The organism is Agrobacterium sp. SORGH_AS 787 (genome assembly GCF_030819035.1).
In the GTDB taxonomy this organism is placed as follows: Bacteria; Pseudomonadota; Alphaproteobacteria; order Rhizobiales; family Rhizobiaceae; genus Agrobacterium; species Agrobacterium larrymoorei_B.
Window position 1 is genome coordinate 2,188,510 of record NZ_JAUTBG010000002.1, and the last position, 22,862, is coordinate 2,211,371.

Annotated in this window: 23 protein-coding genes and 1 tRNA gene; 15 read left to right on the forward strand and 9 right to left on the reverse strand. The window is 57.0% G+C overall.

Annotated elements, in window-relative coordinates; translation table 11 throughout:
- The first annotated feature begins 116 nt into the window (after positions 1 to 116).
- The 3 genes from QE435_RS19890 (at position 117) to QE435_RS19900 (ending at position 3,508) form a co-directional block, all read left to right on the forward strand.
- Positions 117 to 2,144, forward strand: coding sequence for a GAF domain-containing protein (locus QE435_RS19890; protein ID WP_349042425.1), 2,028 nt, complete (start codon positions 117 to 119; stop codon positions 2,142 to 2,144).
- 3 nt (positions 2,145 to 2,147) lie between these two features.
- Positions 2,148 to 2,525 (forward strand): response regulator, encoded by a 378-nt coding sequence (locus QE435_RS19895; RefSeq protein ID WP_309770924.1) that lies wholly within the window; start codon positions 2,148 to 2,150, stop codon positions 2,523 to 2,525.
- A 143-nt stretch (positions 2,526 to 2,668) separates the two neighbouring features.
- Positions 2,669 to 3,508, forward strand: a complete 840-nt coding sequence (locus QE435_RS19900) for a response regulator (protein WP_306932373.1) — start codon at positions 2,669 to 2,671, stop codon at positions 3,506 to 3,508.
- 59 nt (positions 3,509 to 3,567) lie between these two features.
- Here the strand turns inward: QE435_RS19900 and QE435_RS19905 are convergent, their stop codons facing one another.
- Both QE435_RS19905 and QE435_RS19910 read right to left on the reverse strand, forming a co-directional pair.
- Positions 3,568 to 5,142: a phospholipase D family protein gene (locus QE435_RS19905; RefSeq protein ID WP_306932375.1), complete on the reverse strand. Its 1,575-nt coding sequence runs from the start codon at positions 5,140 to 5,142 to the stop codon at positions 3,568 to 3,570.
- Between the two features lie 65 nt (positions 5,143 to 5,207).
- Entirely contained in the window at positions 5,208 to 5,441 is a 234-nt protein-coding gene (locus QE435_RS19910; protein WP_306932377.1) for a hypothetical protein, read from the reverse strand.
- A gap of 185 nt (positions 5,442 to 5,626) precedes the next feature.
- Between QE435_RS19910 and QE435_RS19915 the strand changes: the two genes are divergently transcribed.
- From QE435_RS19915 to recJ, 4 genes are all read left to right on the forward strand, one after another.
- Complete coding sequence (locus QE435_RS19915; RefSeq protein ID WP_349042426.1) at positions 5,627 to 6,886, forward strand: glycerate kinase; 1,260 nt, start codon at positions 5,627 to 5,629, stop codon at positions 6,884 to 6,886.
- Positions 6,887 to 6,925: 39 nt separating this feature from the next.
- Positions 6,926 to 7,366: a YqaA family protein gene (locus QE435_RS19920; RefSeq protein WP_349042427.1), complete on the forward strand. Its 441-nt coding sequence runs from the start codon at positions 6,926 to 6,928 to the stop codon at positions 7,364 to 7,366.
- A 230-nt stretch (positions 7,367 to 7,596) separates the two neighbouring features.
- A complete protein-coding gene (locus QE435_RS19925; protein ID WP_306932383.1) occupies positions 7,597 to 7,797 on the forward strand; it encodes a hypothetical protein in 201 nt (66 codons plus the stop codon).
- A 96-nt stretch (positions 7,798 to 7,893) separates the two neighbouring features.
- Positions 7,894 to 9,696 carry a single-stranded-DNA-specific exonuclease RecJ gene (gene recJ, locus QE435_RS19930; protein WP_349042918.1) on the forward strand — a complete coding sequence of 601 codons (1,803 nt, stop codon included), beginning with the start codon at positions 7,894 to 7,896 and terminating at the stop codon, positions 9,694 to 9,696.
- A 135-nt stretch (positions 9,697 to 9,831) separates the two neighbouring features.
- Here the strand turns inward: recJ and QE435_RS19935 are convergent.
- Positions 9,832 to 9,906 (reverse strand) — tRNA-Glu (locus QE435_RS19935).
- Between the two features lie 200 nt (positions 9,907 to 10,106).
- Between QE435_RS19935 and QE435_RS19940 the strand changes: the two genes are divergently transcribed.
- The gene (locus tag QE435_RS19940; RefSeq protein ID WP_349042428.1) at positions 10,107 to 10,271 is read left to right on the forward strand and encodes a hypothetical protein; all 165 of its coding nucleotides are present in this window, start codon (positions 10,107 to 10,109) and stop codon (positions 10,269 to 10,271) included.
- Positions 10,272 to 10,295: 24 nt separating this feature from the next.
- Here the strand turns inward: QE435_RS19940 and QE435_RS19945 are convergent, their stop codons facing one another.
- From QE435_RS19945 to QE435_RS19955, 3 genes are all read right to left on the reverse strand, one after another.
- The gene (locus tag QE435_RS19945; RefSeq protein WP_062425480.1) at positions 10,296 to 10,499 is read right to left on the reverse strand and encodes a DUF3126 family protein; all 204 of its coding nucleotides are present in this window, start codon (positions 10,497 to 10,499) and stop codon (positions 10,296 to 10,298) included.
- Between the two features lie 185 nt (positions 10,500 to 10,684).
- Positions 10,685 to 11,509, reverse strand: coding sequence for a serine O-acetyltransferase (gene cysE, locus QE435_RS19950; protein ID WP_349042429.1), 825 nt, complete (start codon positions 11,507 to 11,509; stop codon positions 10,685 to 10,687).
- A gap of 133 nt (positions 11,510 to 11,642) precedes the next feature.
- A complete protein-coding gene (locus QE435_RS19955) occupies positions 11,643 to 12,431 on the reverse strand; it encodes an alpha/beta hydrolase (protein WP_349042430.1) in 789 nt (262 codons plus the stop codon).
- A gap of 152 nt (positions 12,432 to 12,583) precedes the next feature.
- Between QE435_RS19955 and QE435_RS19960 the strand changes: the two genes are divergently transcribed.
- Complete coding sequence (locus QE435_RS19960; protein WP_296018961.1) at positions 12,584 to 12,829, forward strand: zinc-finger domain-containing protein; 246 nt, start codon at positions 12,584 to 12,586, stop codon at positions 12,827 to 12,829.
- A 21-nt stretch (positions 12,830 to 12,850) separates the two neighbouring features.
- Positions 12,851 to 14,020: an FAD-dependent monooxygenase gene (locus QE435_RS19965; protein WP_349042431.1), complete on the forward strand. Its 1,170-nt coding sequence runs from the start codon at positions 12,851 to 12,853 to the stop codon at positions 14,018 to 14,020.
- Here the strand turns inward: QE435_RS19965 and QE435_RS19970 are convergent.
- On the reverse strand, positions 14,017 to 15,204 hold the full coding sequence (locus QE435_RS19970) for a cystathionine beta-lyase (protein WP_349042432.1): 1,188 nt from the start codon (positions 15,202 to 15,204) through the stop codon (positions 14,017 to 14,019). The genes QE435_RS19965 and QE435_RS19970 overlap by 4 nt on opposite strands.
- Positions 15,205 to 15,544: 340 nt before the next feature.
- Here QE435_RS19970 and QE435_RS19975 point away from each other — a divergent pair, with 340 nt between their 5' ends.
- The 4 genes from QE435_RS19975 to QE435_RS19990 all read left to right on the forward strand — a co-directional run bounded on the left by QE435_RS19975 (position 15,545) and on the right by QE435_RS19990 (position 19,817).
- Positions 15,545 to 16,567, forward strand: coding sequence for an amino acid ABC transporter substrate-binding protein (locus tag QE435_RS19975; RefSeq protein ID WP_349042433.1), 1,023 nt, complete (start codon positions 15,545 to 15,547; stop codon positions 16,565 to 16,567).
- 105 nt (positions 16,568 to 16,672) lie between these two features.
- On the forward strand, positions 16,673 to 17,869 hold the full coding sequence (locus QE435_RS19980) for an amino acid ABC transporter permease (RefSeq protein ID WP_306932398.1): 1,197 nt from the start codon (positions 16,673 to 16,675) through the stop codon (positions 17,867 to 17,869).
- Positions 17,870 to 17,874: 5 nt separating this feature from the next.
- Positions 17,875 to 19,032: an amino acid ABC transporter permease gene (locus QE435_RS19985; protein WP_306932400.1), complete on the forward strand. Its 1,158-nt coding sequence runs from the start codon at positions 17,875 to 17,877 to the stop codon at positions 19,030 to 19,032.
- A gap of 11 nt (positions 19,033 to 19,043) precedes the next feature.
- Positions 19,044 to 19,817 (forward strand): amino acid ABC transporter ATP-binding protein, encoded by a 774-nt coding sequence (locus tag QE435_RS19990; protein WP_296018970.1) that lies wholly within the window; start codon positions 19,044 to 19,046, stop codon positions 19,815 to 19,817.
- Positions 19,818 to 19,988: 171 nt separating this feature from the next.
- Here the strand turns inward: QE435_RS19990 and QE435_RS19995 are convergent, their stop codons facing one another.
- Positions 19,989 to 20,834, reverse strand: a complete 846-nt coding sequence (locus tag QE435_RS19995; protein ID WP_349042434.1) for a universal stress protein — start codon at positions 20,832 to 20,834, stop codon at positions 19,989 to 19,991.
- A gap of 119 nt (positions 20,835 to 20,953) precedes the next feature.
- A complete protein-coding gene (locus QE435_RS20000; RefSeq protein WP_349042435.1) occupies positions 20,954 to 21,727 on the reverse strand; it encodes a competence/damage-inducible protein A in 774 nt (257 codons plus the stop codon).
- A gap of 245 nt (positions 21,728 to 21,972) precedes the next feature.
- On the opposite strand from QE435_RS20000, the gene wrbA reads away from it, so the two are divergent.
- Positions 21,973 to 22,572 (forward strand): NAD(P)H:quinone oxidoreductase type IV, encoded by a 600-nt coding sequence (gene wrbA / locus QE435_RS20005; protein ID WP_306932403.1) that lies wholly within the window; start codon positions 21,973 to 21,975, stop codon positions 22,570 to 22,572.
- The last annotated feature ends 290 nt before the right edge of the window (positions 22,573 to 22,862 follow it).

Sequence of the window (22,862 nt, forward strand, 5' to 3'; positions counted from 1 at the left end):
CCGATCTTCTTTCCCAGCGTTGTAGCGGCGCGGGGGAGTGTCCTTTTTAATCTCGATGCCAGAGGGAAATCGCGAGTTGATGGACGCCACGCCCTTTATTCAATTGGGGAATGGACTTGGTTCATATAATTCGCGACTCCGAGCCAGAAGTGTCCGTATTCTCGGCATCCGATGTGGAGCGTTTGGAGGCTCTTGAGGAGTTGCAGATCATCGACAGCGGGCCTGAGCCCGTTTTCGATGATGTGGTTCAGATTGCCAGTACGATTTGCAATGCGCCAGTCTCCCTCATCAGCCTGGTGCAGGAAGAGCGTCAGTGGTTCAAGGCCCGTGTCGGGTTTCCTCCGACCGAGACGCCAATTGATCAGTCCGTGTGCCGCTACTCCCTCGATTCTGACGATCTGTTGATTATTCCAGATCTCACGAAGGACCCTCGCACGTCGGCCAACACTCTGGTCACCAAAGCTCCTTTCATCCGTTTCTACGCTGGCGCAAGACTAATTCTTGCAGATGGCGTGGCTGTTGGCGCCCTTTGCGTCATTGACCATGTTCCGCGGCCGGAGGGCTTGACGCCAGAGCAACGCTCCGTTTTGAAGGCTCTCGCCGCACAGATTTCCGCTCATCTGGAACTTCGCCGCGCGGCAAACCGTCAGCGCGAACTTATTGAGCGCCAAAAACAGATCAACATGATGATGCGCGATAGCGTCCGGACGGCGCTCACAGCGCAGGAGGCCGGGCGGATCGGCACGTTCGAACTCGATATCGAAACGGGAAACATCAAGGTCTCGGCCGAGTTTTGCCGGATTTTCGACGTGCCGCCGATGGGTCACTATCACGCCCGCGATTTCGAGAAGATGCTCCATCCCGATGACCGTGGGCGCGAGTCGTCGGAGGAGACTCGCAAGAATGGTTCGGCCGTCACCACTGTCGAGTACCGCATCGTCACCAGCTCTCGCGGCATCCGGTGGGTGTGCCGTCAGGCGACCTTCGAGCGGGATGAGGATGGCAAGCCGATCAAGCTGCTCGGTACGGTTCAGGATGTCACACAGCAAAAACGGGCGACCGAACGAATCCGGACTCTCTTGGAACTGGGTGACCGGCTACGAGATCTGAACGACGTCGAAGAGATCGCCCTGACCGCTGCTGAGCTGATGGCGCGTGCGCTGGACGCGACACGCGCGGGCTTTGGCGTTGTTGATCCCGTTCGCGAGACAGTGATGATGCAGCCGGAATGGCGTGCGCCAGGTGTCTCATCTCTGGCGGGCAGACATTACTTTCGCGACTACGGCTCCTATATCGATGACTTGAAGGGCGGCATGAGTGTCGTCATCTCGGACGTGACGACCGATCCGAGAACCAAGGACAAGGCTGACGCACTGCTGGCGCTTGGAATCCGGCAACTGGTCAACGTTCCGATTTTCGATCAGGGAAAATTCGCCCTGGTCGTCTTCGTTCACCACTGTGATCTATTCGAATGGATGGATGACGATCTGGCCTTCGTCAGAAGTTTTGGTGACCGTATCCAGAGTGCGATTGGCCGCTTGCGTGCCGAAGCCGAACAGAACCTGCTGAACCGTGAGATCGGCCACCGGTTGAAGAACGCCTTTGCCATGGTTCAGGCGCTTGCGAAGCAGACCTTGAGACCCGTTCAGGACCGGGGCCCGGTGCTGAATTTCGAGCAGCGCCTCCAGGCGCTGAGCTCGGCCCACGACATTCTGCTTGGCAACAACTGGGCGAATGCCGATGTCCGCACGGTGCTTCTACGTGTCATCGACACGCTGGGAATGACTGAAAAGGTCGATATTCGCGGTGACGATATTTCGGTCAATCCCAAGGGTGCGCTGTCTCTGTCTCTCCTTTTGCACGAACTGACGACCAATGCCGTAAAGTACGGAAGTCTGTCCTCTGTACATGGCAGGGTCTTGGTGTCGTGGGATGTTCAGGGCGAGAGGGAGGATGCCGTCTTTCGTTTGATCTGGAGTGAGACAAGCGGGCCACCGGTCGTCCAGCCGCAATCAAAGGGCTTTGGCTCGCGCCTCATTTCGATGGGGCTGTTAGGAACCGGCGGTGTATCGACGCGTTACTTAGATCAAGGACTAGAGGTCGAAATGACAGCGTCTCTGGTTCAACTGCAACAGGTAGCGTGAACGATGGGACAGAAGCAACCATTCGCCAAACATGTCGTACTGGTCGTGGAGGACGATCCACTCTTGCGAATGATGGCAGTCGATATGGTCGAAGACGCGGGATTCAGTGCGATCGAGGCTGGTGGAGCCGACGAAGCACTGGAAATCCTGCACACGCGACCCGATGTCGGCGTGCTGTTTACCGATATCGACATGCCTGGCAGCATGGATGGAGTCCAGCTCGCGCATCTCGCTTGCCAGACAGACAGGCCAATTGGTATCGTGCTCACGTCCGGGCACCATCGTCTTGATCAGGAAACCCTGCCACCGCGCAGCATTTTCTTCCCCAAGCCATACGACCTCAACATCGTGTCTGAGGTATTGCGGAAATTCGCGGCTTAAGCGGCTGCTGGAAACTCAGCGCGACACCTGGGTTTCACCAAATTCACCGGTTATAAACCAAGATGATCGGTGAAAATTCGCATTAATTTTTCAGAAAATAAAATTTTCTATTGTCTCCCCAAGATTTGGCTCTGGGGGACTACATGAATTTTCTTGGCATTACAGGTATGCAATATTCGGGCGTTCCGTTTCACGATACACGAATATTGCTCGCGGAAGATTCAAATGTCTTTACCCAGATGATCGGAGCTCGGTTGAAGGAGTTGCTTGGACTGACGGTCGAAGTCTGCCGCAATTTCGAGGAGCTACAAGAGTGCTACGAGCGCTCCACCGAGGAGGTGACCCTCGCCATCTCGAACATCAATCTGCCAGGCGCGGAAAGCGGCGAGGCCCTGGAATATCTGGTGGATCTGTCGATCCCGACGATCGTCTTCACCAGCACCTTTCATGAAGACACGCGCGAGAAGCTGATCACCAAGGAGGTGGTCGATTATATCCTCAAGGACAATGTGTTCGCCGTCGACATGCTGACCGAATCGGTCTGCCGCTTCCTGACCAATCATCGTCATCACGTTCTCATCGTCGACGATAGCCCGACCGCGCGTGCCCTGTTGTCCAGCCGATTGAAACGCTACAATTTCCGCGTTAGCCTTGCCGACAGCGGCGCGAAGGCACTCGAGATTCTTCGCAACAATCCGGATATCGGCCTGGTCGTCACCGACTATAATATGCCGGATATTGATGGCTTCGAACTCACTCGTCGCATTCGCACGATGCGTGGCTCGCACGAACTGCGCATCATTGGTGTATCGTCTTCGAACAATCGTCTGCTCTCTGCACGCTTCCTGAAGGCTGGTGGCAATGACTTCATGCTCCGACCCTTTATTGAGGAAGAGTTCTATTGCCGCGTGAATCAGAACCTCGACACGCTGGTGCAGATCAAGACGGCCCGTGGCAATAGCAAGAAGGCCGCTGCGGCCTGACGGGCACTAATCTCTAGAACACCGAGAGCCGTCCTCACATCGAGGGCGGCTTTGCCATTTCAAAGCTGTGACTCCAGTGGAAGAATACCCATAATCAGCGCGACCCCACGCCTTGAGAGGCTGGCATAGGGCTCGTTGGCGTAAAGACGAGGCCTGCCTCTTACGAGGCCGGTCCAGATCAGTCGCTTCTTAGGAGTGAGCGCCAATTCGAAACTCATCTCCCGGCTTGTTTCCTCCTTGAAAATTTCGTCCATTGCAGACGCCAGTTCCGGGGAATTGAACAGCACGCCCATCTCTGTATTCAGCGACATGGAGCGCGGATCGAAATTCAGCGATCCGATGAAGCCGGTCTCACCATCACGGGTGAAGGCTTTTGTGTGCAGGCTCGCCTGTCCAGAACCTCGAAGTGACAGCGAATTTTGCTGGTCGGCAAGCGAGCGTAATTCATGGATTTTGACGCCATTCAGCAGCAGAGGACGGCGGTAGCGGGCATAGCCGGCATGCACTGCGGCAACATCTGTTGCAGCAAGTGAGTTGGTGAGCACCGATACGCACACGCCATTTGCTGAAAGGCGCGACAGCGTCTCGACACCCTTCTGCCCTGGAATAAAATAGGGGGAGGTGATCTTGAGCTTTTCTTCTGCGCCTTCCATGACGGGAAGAAGATTCTCCATCAGATAGTTATGTCCGCTGCGGCGCTTGCCGGCGGCTTTCTCCGGTGGGTCTGCCAAGACGGTTGCCGAGGCGACTTTGTGAAGCTTATCCGCCAACAGGAACTCGCCATCGTGATGAAGGCTCTCGACCTTTTCAAGATAGGGCCGGGCTGCATCGCCAGTGGCGAGCGCATCCAGCTTGCGCCGCAGCCTTGCAAGTCTACTCGGGCGTTTGGCCAGCAAGGAACGCACCGGGATGGCAACAGCACTGTTCCAGTAATCATCGAAAATCTCTTCCGCGTCGCTGACGGCTTTGCCGTGGGCAAGCACGTCGAAGTCACGAAAATTCGCAGCCTCAGCTGCACCGAAATAGGCGTCTCCGATATTGCGTCCGCCAGTGATCAGCGCCCTTCCATCCGCAATCCACGCCTTGTTGTGCATTCGCCTGTTGACGCTGCGGAAGCGTAAAACGAGCTCAATCCCGCGCCGGAAGATGTTTTCCCGTGCCTTCGTCGGGTTGAACAGGCGCAGCTCGATATTGGGATGGCTGTCTATGGCGTGAAAAATCCTGTCCGACATCGTAACGCCGAGATCGTCCAGCAACAGCCGGACGCGGACGCCGCGGTCTGCCGCGGCAAGAACCTCTCGCATCATGAGGCGACCGGTAAGATCCGCATTCCACATGTAGTACATCAGATCGAGGCTACGGCCGGCAGCCCGAGCGGTTGAGACGCGGACGGCGAAAGCATCCATGTTAGATTGAACCAGCGCCAGTGCCGTCAGTCTGTCGCCGTTATCGCTATCACGTATATGGGTCCAATGGCGGTCAAGCGGCGTGGCGTCGTCGGCCTTGGGAAGCGCTGTGGAAGCGACTTTCGTAATGGCTCGTTCCTGACGGCGCGACAGGGCAACAAGCGCGGCGAGGAGGCCGACGATTAAAATAAGCGTCGTTATTATGATCCCCGCCACGATGTCTCCCATCCCTGCTCTTTGGCCCCCGTACCAGTTTCGATTATCAACGCTCCGGTTTATTGAGCGCTGTAAGCTTATCGCATCGCCTGGGTTTCGATCCCGGGATTAGGTTCGGGCATTCCGGGATGTGATGTCACCAGATAGGTGATTGCAACGACGCTGGCCGCCACGATAAGGGTCCCGATGACAGCGATTGTCAGACCCCACGGCTTGGACTTGCGGCGAGACCATACGAAGCGGCGGTGCCGCAACCGGTTCTTGTTGCTGTGGTGATGATATTCGGGGCCGAGGTTTTCTGTGTTGGCCATGGTGCTTCTCCGCGCCTGTTAAAAGTTACGGCTGTGACCGATCGAACGCTTCAACCGCACTGGTGGTTTCATCAGGGCACACGAATGAAGCTGCTTGGGCGCTTTTCCGGTCACGCGGCCTTGTCGCCTGCAGTCGCAGCAGACAAGGTGGATGGGCTTGCAACCTTTTGCTCTGGGAGAGAGTCGTGATTGCCGACCCGCGCGCATTTCTGAAAGATTTGTTTTTCGCAGCCGTTCGCGCGGCGGACCCCTATGAAGCGATCTGCGCCAATCTTCCCGAAAGGCCAAAAGGACGAACCGTCGTGATCGGCGCTGGTAAAGCGGCAAGCCAGATGGCAGAGGCCTTTGAACGTGCCTGGCCTCATCCTTTCGAGGGCGTCGTCGTGGCGCGCCACGGGCCGGTTGCTCCATGTCAGACCATCAGGATAGTGCAGTCGGCGCATCCCGTCCCCGATGAAGCCGGTCTCGCTGCCTCGCAGGCCCTTATCGAAGCCGTACATGGACTGACGAAGGACGATCTGGTTATCGCTCTTATCTCCGGCGGTGGCTCGGCGCTGCTACCTGCACCGCCAGAGGGGTTCTCGCTTGCAGACGAAATTGCGCTTAACGAGGCGCTGCTCGCTTCCGGCGCGCCGATCTCCGCCATGAATCTGGTGCGCAAGCATTTTTCTCGCATCAAGGGGGGGAGGTTGGCTGCTCTTGCCCATCCGGCGCGTGTCGTCAGCCTGATCGTCTCCGACGTGCCGGGAGACAATCCCGCCTTCGTCGCCTCCGGTCCGACGGTGTCGGACGAAGGCGACGCCTCCGACGCGTTGCGCGCGATCCGCGACTACAAAATTGCGCTGCCCCAGAGTATCGTCGATTTTATTCACCAAGAGGTGATACCGAAGCCTTCGGATGCAACATTTACTGGACACGAGGTGCATATCATTGCCTCAGCCCGCGTCTCTCTGGAAGCGGCTGCGAAGCTTGCAGTGGAGCGGGGTGTGGAACCACTTATACTCTCAGACTGCATCGAAGGGGAGGCGAAGGACATCGGCAGAATGCACGCTGCCTTGGCGCTGGAGTTTTCAACCCGCGTGTCAGTAGGCAAATCCATGGTGCTTCTTTCCGGCGGCGAAACGACGGTGACGATCGGTAACGGCACATATGGAAAGGGTGGTCGCAATTCCGAGCTGCTGCTTTCTGCTGCTCTCGACTTGCAGGCAAGCGAGGGTATAACCGCGCTTGCAGCGGACACGGACGGGATTGATGGATCGGAAGATAATGCCGGCGCCTTTTGTGACGGACAAACCGTGGCGCGCATCCGTGCCGCCGGGGGCGATGCGCGCTCCTGTCTCTCAGGCCACGACGCGTGGTCGGCTTTTTCCCTGGCAGGTGATCTTTTTGCACCCGGTCCGACGGGCACCAATGTCAACGATTTCCGCGCTTTTCTGCTGCAGTAGGCGGCGTGGTGGTTCTGACGACATGCCAGCGACCACGCGATGAGCGGTGACATCGGAGCCTATCTCAGCCTTTTCGCCTCTGCATTTCTTGCGGCAACGCTCATCCCTGCTCAATCGGAGTCGGTCCTGGTCTATTTGATAGCGAAAGGCCACCACTCCATTCCATTGCTTGTCGCGGTGGCAAGCCTCGGCAACGTTCTGGGATCCGTCCTCAACTGGTATCTGGGCCGAGGCATCGAGCACTATCGTGATCGGCGCTGGTTTCCGGTTTCCTCTGACAAACTCCAGAAAGCGCAAGGCTGGTACGCCCGTTACGGACGGTGGTCTTTGCTGGCAAGCTGGCTTCCTGTCGTGGGCGATCCTTTGACGGTGGTCGCAGGCGTGCTGCGTGAACCTCTCCCATCCTTCATCGCGATCGTAACCCTCGCCAAGGCGGGACGTTATGTGGCTTTGGCGTTGGTCACGCAAGGCCTTCTCTGAGGCTCGCATCACCAGGCGGTGATATGTCTCGCTAAAGCATCTCGCGCAAAAGTGCACAGCGGTTTTGCGATACCGACATGCGATGAAACAAGGAGATAAGGCGTATGAGCGACGCTGAAAGATCGCGATAGGCTTTCAGATCATCTTCACCCCTGCGTAGGCTTTGCAAAAGCTTTGGCTGTGATGATATGATCCTGTGAGAATTCACCGAGGCGAAGGGAGGCGCTGCCGTGAAATCCAAAATCCTGTTCAGAGATGATCATCCGCGGGGTCTGATATCCCGCCGCAAAATCCACCGCGTCGGCGCGAACGACAATATCCCGAGCTTGGAATTCGAGACTGCGGGTCAAGAGCGCGACTGGCGTCTCTTCTGTCTCATCGGTGCGATCGTGTGCGGGCTTTCTGCCTTCATCTTCCTGCCGTTGTGGTAACAGGAAACACAAAGGCCGGTTTTTGCTTGAAAAAGACCGGATCGGTCGTTAGCCCGTTACACAGAGCATGAATGGCGGTACGGGCTGACTATGGTAATGATTGAAACGGTCGATGCCGTGCCGAGGGCGTTCCTCGGGGTGGAGCGATCGGCAACAGACCAGCGATGGATGTCGCGGCTAGATCAGGCCGGGCAGAACCGTGCGCTCGCCATGTCCCAGGTCCATGGCATCCCGGAACTGATCGCCCGCGTACTGGCGGGCCGCAATGTCGGTGTGGATGACGCGCTTGCCTTTCTTGATCCGACGATCCGCTCGCTGATGCCCGATCCCCACACGCTGACGGATTGCGAGAACGCCGCAAAGCGCATTGCCGACGCGATCGAAAAGCGCGAGAAGATCGCCATCTTCGGCGATTATGACGTGGACGGTGCCGCATCCTCGGCGCTCATGTACCGCTTCCTCCATCATTTCGGCCTCGAGCCTGAAATCTATATTCCAGATCGCATCTTCGAAGGCTACGGCCCGAACCCCGCCGCCATGCAGCAACTCGCCGCCAATGGCGCGACTCTGATCATTACCGTCGATTGCGGTTCGACCAGCCATGAATCGCTGAGCGTTGCTCGCGATGCAGGAACCGATGTGCTCGTCATCGACCACCACCAGGTCGGAACCGAGCTCCCGCCAGCGGTTGCCCTGGTCAATCCAAACCGCGAGGACGATCTGTCGGGGCAGGGGCATCTCTGCGCGGCAGGCGTGGTGTTTCTTGTGCTGGTGGCAACGCTCCGGGTTCTGAAGGAGAGACACAATCGCCAGGCCTTCATGCTCGACCTTCTAACCTATCTCGACATCGTGGCGCTCGCGACGGTCTGCGATGTCGTGCCACTGAAGGGCTTGAACCGTGCTTATGTGGTCAAAGGACTGGTTGCTGCGCGGCATATGAACAATGTCGGGCTGGCAGCTCTGTTCAAGAAGGCGGGGCTTGGCGGTCCGGTGACACCCTATCATTTCGGCTTCCTGATTGGTCCACGCATCAATGCCGGAGGACGTATCGGTGATGCGGCTCTTGGAAGCCGTCTTCTGACACTGGATGACAGCACGCAGGCCGAAGTCATTGCGGAAAAGCTGGATGAGTTGAACCGCGAGCGCCAGGCGATGGAGGCGGCGATGCTTGCCGAGGCTGAAGCCGAAGCGCTCTTTGAATATGGCGATGGCTCCGGTGCTGGCGTTATCGTGACAGCGAGAGAGAATTGGCATCCGGGCATCGTCGGCCTTCTCGCTTCGCGGCTCAAGGACCGATTTCGCCGTCCTGCCTTCGCCATTGCCTTCGACTCGCAAGGACGAGGCACGGGCTCCGGGCGCTCCATCAATGGCTTCGACATGGGGCGCATGGTGCGCAATGCCGTCGACTCCGGTCTGCTGATCAAGGGCGGGGGCCACGCCATGGCAGCCGGTCTAACCGTGGAACGCGCCAATCTCGGGCGCTTGCGAACCTTCTTCGAGGAAGCGGCACAGAAGACGGTCTCGCAGCTTGTCGAGAACAGTGTGCTGAAAATTGACGGTGCCATCGGCGCCTCGGGCGCCACGCTGGCGCTGGTTGACCAGTTGGAGCAGGCGGGTCCCTATGGGTCGGGCCATTCGCAGCCGATTTTCGCCGTGCCGGCGCATCGGCTGCGTGATGTGCGCATCGTCGGTACCTCGCACATCAAGATCACGTTGGAAGCTCTGGACGGCTCGCGCCTTGACGGTATTGCCTTCCGTGCTGCGGATGCGCCTCTCGGACAGATGTTGATGGCAGCCCGCGGGCGTCAAATCCATGTGGCCGGTACTCTTGGGGCAGAGCACTGGCAGGGTCAAAAGCGCATACAATTGCGCGTTCTGGACGCAGCCTTTGCGCCGTAGCGCGTCATGAGAGGCTAAGCATATTCTGAAGTCTCGACATACGGAATCGCCTGTGTGACCATCCCGCATAGAGTGCGGACAGGTTCATGCGCTTGATCAAGATCTGCGCATAACATCATGAAATTAAGGGAGAAGTGGCACGCCCTAGGGGAGTCGAACCCCTCTTTTCAGAATGAAAATCTGACGTCCTAACCGATAGACGAAGGGCGCGTGCGCTGTGGTGGGGGCCTTATAGTCAGGCAGCGGATTCTCCGCAAGCGGCAATTTCGATTTTTTTGGTTTTAGACGATGTTTTTTGTCGAAGGAGCGCAGGCGCTGTGGACAAGCTGATCCACACCTTCGGCTATGAACGAAACTGATGATTGAAGGAGGGGGAAGCGTGAGGTGGCGTGGGATCAGGGGCTTCCCGTTTGATCGCCGCCTCACGCTTCATCGGGGGGACAGCGAAAAAACGAGCGGTGAAGAATTTGGTTCCAGACTTGCGAGACGAACCACAAAAAATCGCTTTACCGGTCATCGTGCTGCCTCTTGCAGCAACAAAAAGCCGCCCGAAGACAATTGTCTTGGGCGGCTGATGTCATGCGACTTGGACGTTACGATCAAAGATCGACGTCGAGGATCGCCATGGAGAAGTTGTAGGAACGATCGCCATCTTCATCGTCGATATAGACGACGCCCAGGAACTCTTCGCCCATATAGACTTCAGCGGAATCATCCTTACGCGGACGTGCCTTGACGGCCATCTTGTCGTTGAACGTGCGCTTGAAATAGGCGTCGAGCTTTTTGATTTCGTCGGCTTTCACCAGTCTTCTCCTGTGCGGTTCTCACGTCTTCCATCGTCCTTGCAGACGCGTCGTTCGGATATCGTGATTTTCAATCTGCGCCGCTTGTGGCACGGCTTAAAGGCGAAAGTAAAGTCAAAGAGGCAAATCGCCCATGTGATCCACTACGCGATCCACACGGGCGATTTTTACTCCATCCAATGTAATCAGATATCCGCGCCGATGATCTGGTCCATGATGCGGGAAGGCTCGTTGCAACCGCCTTCGCCGACGATCCGGGCGGGCAAGCCGGCGACCGTCGCATTGGGTGGAACGGGCTTCAAGACGACCGAGCCTGCCGCAACACGTGAACAGCTTCCGACTTCGATATTGCCAAGGATCTTAGCGCCTGCGCCGATCAACACGCCGCTGCGGATCTTTGGATGACGGTCGCCCGTTTCCTTGCCCGTGCCACCAAGCGTGACGCCTTGGAGAATGGAGACATTGTCGCCGATCACGGCAGTCGAGCCGACAACGAGGCCGGTCGCGTGATCGAGGAACAGGCCCTTGCCAACCTTTGCCTGCGGATTGATATCCGTCTGGAAGACGCTGGAGGACCGGCTCTGCAGATAAAGGGCGAAATCCTTCCGTCCCTTCGACCACAGCCAATGGGCAAGACGATGCGTCTGGATGGCGTGGAAGCCTTTAAAGTAGAGGACTGGCTCGATGAACCGCGTGCAGGCGGGGTCGCGATCATAGACCGCCTGAATGTCGACGCGCAGTACTGCGCCCCATTCCGGCCAGTCGTGAAGCATCTCTGAAAACGTCTGGCGCAAGAGAACGGCCTGCATATCCGGATGGTCTAGCAGCTCGCAGATGCGATAAATGACGCTCTCTTCCAGCGAATGGTGATTGAGGATCGTGGAATAGAAGAATGCCGAAAGCAGCGGATCCTGCGCGGCGGCTGTGCGCGCTTCGTTTAACAAGCTGCCCCAGATCGGATCGACGACGGTGATCTGATCATTTTGGCGGGTCTCTATGCGTGCGACCATGTCAGCTGTCCTTAAAACCGGTTTGCGTCACTATACAGAAAAATACGTTGCACAGAAATGGGTATGCGCGAGCAGCGTTAAAGGAGGTAAAGCATCAGTTTTTCTGAAAGCTTTGTGGAACGGCATTTCTTGATCACGCCGATTTGTCGACCTCGCTGTAGAATTCCAATACCGCCGCCTTGAAGACGCGATCTCCCACCGCAAGCATGTGATCGCGGTTGGGAATGTCGATCGCTCGGGCGTGAGGCATCAGATCGGCCAGCTCTTGGCCCGAGCCTGCAATATCGTCCTTGGTGCCAACCGCAATCAGCGTCGGTGCATCGATCTTGGCGGCTTCTTCGCGTGTGACGAGAACGCGCGATGTCTCGATACAGGCAGCAAGCGCTATGCGATCGCTCTTCGTCTGCTCGGCAAAGGCGCGGAACATGCGCCCGCGTTCATGGGTGACGATATCGAGAGACGGGGCGCGAAGCGCATCTGCAATCGGATCCCAGTCCCCAACGCCATCCACCATGCCGATGCCGAGCCCGCCGAACACCAGCGAGCGCACGCGATCGGGGTGTGCCATCGCCACGAAGGCGGAGATACGCGCGCCCATCGAGTAACCCATGACATGGGCTTCTGGGATGCCGAGATGGTTGAGCAGGCCAACCGCATCTTCAGCCATGACAGCAGGATAATAGGCATCCGGATCATGTGGCTTGTCGCTGGCGCCATGGCCTCGATTATCAAGTGCGATCACACGATAGCCGGCATCTCCAAGGGTCTTTACCCATCCAGGATGAACCCAGTTCACTGCCGCACTCGACGCAAATCCGTGGATCAGGAGAACCGGTGCTCCGGACGGGTCGCCGTCGTCGAAATAGGCCAGTTCCAGTCCATCGCGCTGGAACGATGAAAATTGCGGTAGGTTGAGATTCATCAAGGACCTCCTTTTTTGCCGACCATATGTCAGGAAATAGACCTGTTGGGAATATTCGACACTCTTTTCTATGGAGGTCCGCGTGATTTAACGCTACATACTCGAACAATACGAGCGTTGGCTCAGAGACGAAGTTGCATTTGGAGACGAACATGGCCGGCCATACAATTCCTCACTTCCAGAACGACGGCGGACACCGCATGATCGAGATCGGCGTCAAGGAATTCATGTGCACGGGAGCGTCCGTTCCTTTCGATCACCCGCATATCTTCATCGATATGGGCGACGAGAACGAGAAGGTTTGCTCCTACTGTTCCACGCTCTATCGCTACAATCCGTCGCTGAAGGCCACGCAGACCAATCCTCCCGGCTGCGTCTTCCACGTGAAGGCAGCGTAACCCCATATATCGGGGCTCTCCATGCCCATAAAATCCGTGGCGATTATCGGTGCCGGTATAGCTGGTCTCACCGCCTCCCTTTCTTTTGCCCGTTATGGCATTGCAAGTGACATCATCGAGCAGGCGTCGGAACTCGCAGAGGTCGGCGCAGGGCTGCAAATCTCGCCCAATGCCGCCCATATCCTTTCCGCCCTCGATGTTCTGCCTCTGATTGAAGAGAAATGGCTCGAGCCTGAGACAGTCGACCTGGCGTCGGGCCTTTCGCTCAAGACGCTCGTCTCCCTGCCGATGAAGGATGTTGCGAGAGACCGTTGGCATGCGCCTTATGGCGTGCTGCATCGGGCGAGCCTGCAACAGGCGCTTCTGGCGAAAGTCAGACACAATCCCCTATGCCGCCTGCATCTCGGCAAAAGGCTGGAGACTGCCAGCAGAACCGAGATTGCCCGCACGATCTTCACGGAGCCGGAGTTGGTCGTGGGTGCCGATGGCGTTTGGTCAAGTGCGCGCTACGCCGTGCCGAACAGCCCGGTTGCAACCTTTTCACGCAATATCGCCTGGCGATTTACCTTATCTGGAGAGGACGCGCCCGACTTTCTCGATCGCACGGCTGTTACAGCATTTCTTGGACCATCCGCGCATGTGGTGGCATATCCACTGGGGGAAACGGGTGGCTTCAACATCGTTGCGATTGCTGTCGGCGCAAATCCCGGAGATACGTGGAAGGCGGAAGCGCAAAGTCAGCAGAAGGCGTTTCTGCTCCAGCAGTTTCGTCGTTGGCATCCAGCTTTTGGCGAAGCGCTGCAGCGTCCCACGCGGCCAACATTCTGGCCGTTGTTTCAGGTAGGGGCAGGGCGGTGGCACAATGGCCGCGACACGGTGCTGATCGGTGATGCGGCCCACGCGATGATGCCTTTTGCTGCCCAGGGGGCGGCCATGGCAATTGAGGATGCTTTCGAGCTTGCAACCTTCGTTTCGCAAGGAAAGACGCTCGTCACGTCATTGCCGGATTTTGCAGCGCATCGCATGCCTCGCATTGAAAAGGCCCGCAAACGGGCCGCGCTCAATAGCTTCGCCTATCACGCTTCGGGCCCCATGCGCATAGGGCGCGATCTTCTTCTGTCGATGCGTCCGCCGGAAAAATTCCTGGCGGACTTCGACTGGCTTTATGGCTACAGGGCGAGAGGGCTTTAGACTGCCGCCGCTGCCGCGAAACCCGCTTCCAGATCGCGCTTGATATCCTTGACGTCCTCAAGCCCGATCTGAAGCCGGATAACCGGCCCTTCCGTCGGTGCAGCAGCCAAGGTCCGGTCGGCGAGATTGACCGGGATCGCAAGCGATTCGTAGCCGCCCCATGAGAAGCCAAGCCCGAAGATCGACAAGGCATCGAGGAAGGCATGCGCCTTTTCGGTGAACTGGTTCTCATGCGCCTTCAAGACAAACGAGAAGACGCCGCTGGATCCTTTGAAATCACGCTTCCAAATGTCATGCGTCGGAAAGCTCGGCAGGGCAGGGTGCAACACGCGCGCGACGTCGTCACGCGTCTCAAGCCATTGGGCGATCTCAAGCGCACTTTTCTGGTGGTGTTCCAGCCGGATGCCCATGGTGCGCATGCCGCGCAGCACCTGATAAGCCTCGTCGGATGTCATACACATGCCGAGATTGGTGTTGGCGTCGCGCAGCTTCTTCCAATGTTTTTCGTTGGCGGAGACAAATCCCATCAGCACATCGGAATGGCCCGCCGGATATTTCGTGGCAGCATGGATGGAGACGTCCACGCCATGATCGAGCGGGCGGAAGTAAAGCGGCGTTGCCCAGGTATTGTCCATGGTAACGACGCAGTCGTGGCGGTGTGCGATAGACGAGATCAGCTTCACGTCCTGCATCTCGAACGTGTTCGAGCCGGGCGCTTCCAGATGCACAAGGCGCGTATTGGGACGGATCAGTGCCTCAATATTGGCGCCGATCGCGGGATCATAATATTCGACCTCGACGCCATATTGCTTCAGCATCGTATTGCAGAAGCGGCGGGTTGGGAAATACACCGAATCGACGATCAGCGCGTGGTCGCCGGCGGAGAGATAGGCGAGAAACGGAACGGTCACGGCGGCAAGGCCGGACGACAGAAGAATGGTGCCAGCCGATCCTTCCAGTTCGTCGATCATTTTGCAAAGCGCGTCCGTCGTGGGTGTCCCATGGGTGCCGTAGGTGTATGGCTGGTTGCCCGACATCAAAGTCGCAGCATTCGGAAAAAGAACGGTCGAGCCACGGACGATCGGAGGATTGACGAAGCCGAAAAAGTCGCTCGGGTCGTTTCCGAAATGCGCAAGGCGCGTGTTTACACCCGAGGTACCGAGGATCTCGTTCTTGTCTTTCATGCTGGCCGTCTCTCATTAATGTGATGCGGGAGGATGCCGGGGATTTGCTCTTGAGGTCAAGCCGCTTCTCCAAGCTTGGGGAAAACCAGTCTATCTGTCAGACAGGATGACCAGATTTTGAGCGATTTTCGCGCAAAAAATAGTCATCTGCTTACTTAAAAGACGAAAATTTGAAAATTCCGTTTTTTAGACACAATTGCTTAGCGAAAGTCTTGACCATGGCGGTAATTGTGATTGTGATAGGGGCGCGCACCGGGAGGTGAAGCGGAGAGACTGTCGCAAGCGCATGGCGTGTGCCGGTCATCTCCAATCGAGAAAAAACAGACAAAGGTTGGGAAAAATGAAAAAGGCACTTCTGTCAGCCGCTATTGGCGCAGCAGTCTTGGGAGCTGCAACGGCTGCATCTGCCGGTACTCTTCAGGATGTTAAGGCAAAGGGTTTCGTCACCTGCGGCGTCAGCTCTGGCATTCCGGGTTTCTCGAACCCAGACGACAAGGGCGAATGGTCCGGTATCGACGTTGATTATTGCCGCGGTATCGCTTCCGCTATTTTCGGTGACGCTTCTAAGGCCAAGTACGTTCCGCTGACCTCGAAGGATCGTTTCCCGGCTCTCCAGTCTGGTGAAGTTGACGTCCTGACGCGTAACACCACTTGGACGATCAGCCGCGATACGTCTCTCGGCTTCAACTTCCGCACCGTCAACTATTACGACGGCCAGGGCTTCATCGTTAAGAAGAGCCTGAATGTGAAGTCTGCTCTCGAGCTCTCTGGTGCCGCCGTCTGCGTTCAGCAGGGCACGACGACCGAACTCAACCTTGCCGACTACTTCAAGACCAATAACCTTCAGTACAACCCGGTTGTATTCGAAAAAGAATCGGACGCGACGTCCGCTTATGACTCCGGTCGTTGCGACGTCTACACGACGGACCAGTCTGGCCTCTACGCTATCCGTCTGAAGATGAAGAACCCCGACGAGAACGTGGTTCTGCCGGAAATCATCTCCAAGGAGCCGCTCGGACCAGCCGTTCGCCAGGGTGACGACCAGTGGTTCGACCTCGTCAGCTGGGTCCACTACGCCATGGTCAATGCTGAAGAACTCGGCATCACCTCCAAGAACGTTGATGAGCAGAAGGCTTCTGCCAACCCAGACGTCAAGCGTCTTCTCGGCACAGAAGAAGGCACCAAGATCGGCACCGATCTCGGCGTCACCAACGAGTGGGCCTACAACATCATCAAGAATGTTGGCAATTACGGCGAAGTCTTCGACCGTAACGTCGGTCCTGGCTCTCCGCTCAAGATCGAGCGCGGCCTGAACTCTCTGTGGAACAAGGGCGGCCTGCAGTACGCTCCTCCGATCCGCTGATTGCTTGAAAGCCTAAAGCTTTTGCAGGAGGCGGAGATGTTCATCTCTGCCTCCTTCTTCTTCATAAAATAAGCTCGAAAAGAGCATATAGAGGGAAAGGTGCCTATGGCAGGCAAGACGATCCGTTCTGGACCGTCCGGCGCATCCGGCGCGACGTCCATGATCAACGATCCGCGCATGCGGTCCATCTTCTATCAGACCGTGACGCTCATCATCCTGGTGCTGGCTGTCTGGTTCATCACCAACAACACGATCCAGAATCTTCAGAGAGCCAATATCGCGTCAGGCTTTGGCTTCCTGAACGGAAGAGCCGGTTTCGATATCGGCCAGACGCTGATCGATTACAATAACGACAACACGTTCGGCCGCGCGCTGATTGTCGGTATATTGAACACCTTGCAGGTGGCGGTTCTTGGCATCATCACCGCCTCGATCCTCGGCTTCCTCGTCGGTATTGCCCGCCTGTCCAGAAACTGGCTGGTATCGAAGCTTGCGCAGGCCTACGTGGAAATCTTCCGCAATCTGCCTCCGCTTCTCGTCATTTTCTTTTGGTACAAGGGCGTCATCACGATTCTTCCGCAGGCGCGTGAATCGCTTGCTCTGCCGTTCGATACCTATTTGAACAATCGCGGCTTCTTCTACCCCAAGTTTGTATGGGGCGAGGGCACCTGGATGGTTCCGGTAGCATTCCTCGTCGGTATCGTCATCACCTTCTTCATCTATCGCTGGGCCAAAGCCAGGCAGATGCGCACCGGGCAGCCTTTCCGCACCGGTCTCGTCGGCACCGCGATCATCATCGGTTTGCCGCTATTGACGTTTTTGGCGCTTGGCGCGCCGTTGACCTTCGATCTGCCGGTTCTCGGCCGCTTCAATCTGGCCGGCGGTTCGGTCATTGCGCCGGAATTCATGTCGCTCTATCTGGCGCTTTCCTTCTATACCGCCTCCTTCATCGCTGAAATCGTCCGTGGTGGTATCAAGGCGGTACCAAAGGGGCAGACGGAAGCGGCCGACGCGCTCGGCCTGCGTTCCAGCACCACGACACGCCTGATCGTTGTTCCGCAGGCCATGCGCATCATCATCCCGCCGCTCACCAGCCAGTATCTCAATCTGACGAAGAACTCGTCGCTCGCTGTTGCCGTTGGCTTCTCGGATCTTGTTGCAGTCGGCGGCACCATTCTCAACCAGACGGGTCAGGCTGTCGAAGTCGTGGCGATCTGGATGATCGTCTATCTGTCGCTATCCATCACGACGGCGTTGTTCATGAATTGGTTCAACGCGAAGATGGCATTGGTGGAGAGATAAGAGACATGACCAGTACTCCCGTTTCCTATATCCGCCGTGAATTGGTGCCGGCTCAGCCGGCGCCCTCCAGCCAGGTCGGCGTTATCCATTGGCTCAAGACGAAACTCTTCGCGACGCCGAAAGATGTGGTGATGACGGTGCTGTCCATTGCACTGCTCGCCTATATCATTCCCCCGCTGGTGCAGTTCTTGTTCGTCGACGCCGTCTGGACTGGTACCGACCGACTTGCTTGCCTCACGGTTGCCCAAGGTGGCGCTATCCCGGACGGTCAGGCCGGTGCCTGCTGGGCATTCGTCGGAGCCAAGTTCCAGCAGTTCATGTTCGGACGTTATCCGTTGGATGAGCGCTGGCGTCCGCTTCTGGTGGCGGCAATGTTCGTCATTCTGCTCATCCCGATGCTGATCCCCAAGGCGCCGTTCAAGACTGCCAACGCGGTATTGCTCTTCCTCGTGCTGCCCTTCGTTTCCTTCTTCCTGCTGGTCGGCGGCTATTTCGGCCTTCCACGGGTGGAGACGCAGCTGTGGGGCGGGCTGATGGTCACGCTGATCCTGTCGTTCTTCGGAATCACCGTGTCCTTACCGCTTGGTATTCTCCTGGCGCTTGGCCGTCGTTCGACCATGCCGGTGATCAAGACTCTGTGCGTGACCTTCATCGAGGTCATCCGCGGCATTCCACTGATCACGGTCCTGTTCTTCGCCAGCATCATGCTGCCGCTTTTCCTGCCTGACGGCGTGACTTTCGATAAGTTTCTGCGTGCTCTGGTCGGGGTGTCGCTGTTTGCTTCTGCCTATATGGCGGAGGTCATTCGCGGCGGCCTTCAGGCCATTCCAAAGGGGCAGTATGAAGGTGCGGATTCGCTGGGCCTGAACTACTGGCAGAAGACGCGTCTGATCGTCCTGCCGCAGGCAATGAAGCTCGTCATCCCCGGCATCGTCAACACCTTCATCGGTCTTTTCAAGGATACTTCGCTCGTGTCGATTATCGGCATGTTCGACCTCCTCGGTATCGTCAACCTCAACCAGTCGGATGCAAACTGGGCAACACCCGTAACGCCTGTCACAGGCTACGTGTTTGCCGGGTTCATATTCTGGATATTCTGCTTCGGCATGTCGCGCTATTCCTTGTTCATGGAGCGCCATCTCGACACCGGACATAGAAAATAAGGGAAAATCTCATGGCAGAAACCCAAGCAAAGAAGCTGGAAGTTTCGGCGACGGATGTCGCGATCGAAATCACTGGCATGAACAAGTGGTACGGCGATTTCCACGTGCTGCGTGATATCAACCTCAAGGTCATGAAGGGCGAGCGAATCGTCATCGCCGGTCCATCCGGTTCCGGCAAATCGACGATGATCCGCTGCATCAACCGATTGGAAGAACACCAGTCTGGCAGCATTGTCGTCGATGGTATCGAACTGACCAACGACTTGAAGAAGATCGACGAAGTGCGCCGCGAAGTCGGCATGGTGTTCCAGCACTTCAACCTCTTCCCGCATTTGACCATTCTGGAAAACTGCACACTGGCGCCGATCTGGGTTCGCAAGATGCCCAAAAAGGACGCCGAAGAGATCGCGATGCACTATCTGAAGCGCGTCAAGATCCCTGAGCAGGCCCATAAATATCCAGGCCAGCTTTCCGGCGGCCAGCAGCAGCGTGTGGCGATTGCCCGCTCGCTTTGCATGAAGCCGAAGATCATGCTCTTCGACGAGCCGACATCGGCACTCGATCCGGAAATGGTCAAGGAAGTGCTCGACACGATGGTGAGCCTTGCCGAAGACGGCATGACCATGCTTTGCGTCACTCACGAAATGGGCTTTGCCCGCCAGGTGGCAAACCGCGTGATCTTCATGGACCAAGGCCAGATCGTCGAGCAGAATGCCCCGCAGGAATTCTTCGACAATCCTCAGCACGAGCGTACCAAGCTCTTCCTCAGCCAGATCCTGCACTAAAGCGTGTCGCGATCTTTCGGATTCGCTCATACGCTTAGGTCCTTGTTATCGCATGTCGTTATCGCAAAACCGCTACACACTTTTGCGGGACGTGCTTTAGGATTTTTCGGAATAAAAACAACAAACCCGCCGGGCGACCGGCGGGTTTCCTTTTGAAAAAAGGGCTGAATGTCAGCGTGACATCAGGGTCATCGCCGTCATCGAGTCGAGAAGCGTGCGGGTCACACCGCCAAACAGCATTTCCCACCAACGGGAATGACCATAGGCACCCATCACCAATAGATCGATGCTGTTATCCGCCAGGCGGTTCTCGATCGCCGTATGGGGTGCGACACCCTGGATCTTTTCTTGCGCGGTGACTGTCACGTTGACGCCATGGCGAGCAAGCGTTGTGGCGATCTCCGAACCCGCCAGTGCGGCCGTCTGCGAATCATTATCTTCCAGGTCGACCGAGAAGACTTCGACGCTCTCGGCTGCCTTCAGGAAGGGCAGGGCATCAAACGTCGCGCGTGTAGCCTCACGCGACCCATTCCATGCAATCAGAACGCGTCGGATCGGTCTTGGCGCTGTCAGGACATGCGGGACGAGAAGGACCGGTCGTCCGCTCTCGTAGAGAAAATTGTCAATGTCGGCGCGGCTATCCGACAAGGCTGACGAACTGTGCTGGCGAGCTACGATCAGATCGGCGCAGCGCGCACTCTGGATCGAGGACTTGGCAGAATAGCCAACCGACGACGCGAAGCTGCGCCATTCGCTGGAGATCCCGTTCGCTGCCATGCTCTCGGCGAAGATCCTGCCAGACTCCTCGGTCTCCTTATGCGCCACATCCTGCACCGCCTGCACAGTGGCCGGATCGGGCATCTCCATGGGAGCAACGAGAGGCACAGCGGCAAGAGCTTCCATATGGAGCCCCACCACATGGGAAGAGAATTGTTGCGCCAGCTGAACCACGAAAGCGTCCAGATGACGCGTGTTTTCAGCAGTGTCAACAACAGCGAGGATCGTTCTGTAGCCCATGGCCATTCTCCTTGTGACGCATCGATGAGAGGTCCAAGATGACCCCGTCATCCGCTCATCGCCTTGATTCTTATCAAGGCGAAATCTGCACAGAGTAAACGTATTGCGCCCTAAGGAGTTCACGCAAACGTGGATGAAGCCTTCGCTTTCGCAATGTTTTCAATCATCGCCGCCACGTCTTTCGCTGCTGCCTCCAACAGGCCAGCATCGCGGGCGCGAACCACGATCTCGGTGGAGAAGCGATGCCCATCATATTTCGGATAGGAACCGATGCTGGTCTGAGGGTGAGCCTTCTGGATCTCGCTCAGGGGCGTTCCGATGTCACCTTCGCCAAATTGAGATGTCACCGACTGGGACATCATCTTTGCGCCTGTCTTGAGGGTCGGCACGACACTGTCGAGCATGGCTTGAAACACTTGCGGCACGCCCGCCATGACATAGACATTCTCGACAATGAAGCCTGGCGCGACCGAGACCGGGTTGGCGATATGCTGTGCTCCGCGCGGCATGCGGGCCATGCGTTTGCGTGCCTCTGTAAACTCCATCTCCCGGGCGCGATACATGTCTCCGAGAATTCGCAAGGCATCCGAATCATGCTCACAGGGCAGGTTGAACGCCACCGACACGGCATCGGCCGTAATGTCGTCATGCGTCGGGCCGATTCCGCCGGAGGTAAACACATAATCGTAGCGAGCACGAAGAGCATTCAAGGCTTCGACAATCGCTGGCTCGTCATCTGCGACGATCCGTACCTCTTTCAGATCGATGCCGGACATCGTCATCACGTCAGCAAGGTGTCCAATGTTCTTGTCCTTGGTGCGACCAGACAAAAGCTCATCGCCGATGGCGAGCATGGCGGCCGTAACCGGGGAGGAGTGAGATGCAGAAGACATGGGAGGATACCTACGCGACACGATGTGCGCAGACGTTAAACCCGCCAGCGGCGAATGCAATATGCCGAATCATAAAATAGGAACGTCAACTCACTGGCAGCTGTCGTTCGCTAATCGAGAACGGTCCGTCCTTTTCGCACCTCTCGCTCTCGCCCCATTCCTCTGTTAGCCTTCTGTTACATCAGCGGCGTAGAGTTCGTCCGCAATCTTGATGCTGAACAACAAACAATGAGGAAAGACCAACGATGGCAAAAGTTCTGGTGCTCTATTACTCGTCCTACGGTCATGTGGAAACAATGGCTTACGCCGTTGCAGAAGGTGCAAAGTCTGCAGGCGCCGACGTTGTCGTGAAGCGTGTTCCCGAGCTCGTTCCGGAAGAGGTCGCGAAGTCCTCTCACTTCAAACTGGATCAGCAGGCACCGATCGCGACTGTCGATGAGCTTGCAGATTACGATGCGATCATCGTCGGCGCCGGCACACGCTTCGGCAGCGTTGCCTCGCAGATGCGCAATTTCTGGGATCAGACGGGCGGCCTGTGGTTTGGCGGTAAACTGGTCGGCAAGGTTGGCTCGGCCTTCACTTCAAGCGCCACGCAGCATGGCGGTCAGGAATCGACGATCCTCAGCTTTATCCCGACCTTCCTGCACCACGGCATGGTCGTAGCAGGTCTGCCTTATGCCTTCCAGGGCCAGATGGGCGTTGATGAAATCAAGGGCGGCTCGCCTTATGGTGCATCCACCATCACCGATGGTGACGGTTCCCGCCAGCCTTCGGCTGTCGAGCTCGAAGGCGCTAAGTTCCAGGGCGCGCATGTCGCCAAGCTTGCAGCGAAGCTCTCGGCTTAAGCAGATAGATAAAAACGAAAATGCGGCCAATAAGGCCGCATTTTCATAACCGTCATTGAAGACGGCTCTCATATCGAACTAATCAAAAGCTTCAGACCGGCGGGTTGACCATCATAAGGCAGGTCACAACCACGAAGCCCAGCAGCGAAATTTCAAGCAAACTGTTCAGGCCGTCACGCATCTCATTACTCTCCAGATTTCCGTGCCAGGAAAACGTGGAAAAGATAACGTAGTTCCGCGACAATGGTGCGAATCTTAATGGACGGTAAAGAAAATCTCGTGAGCCCGTG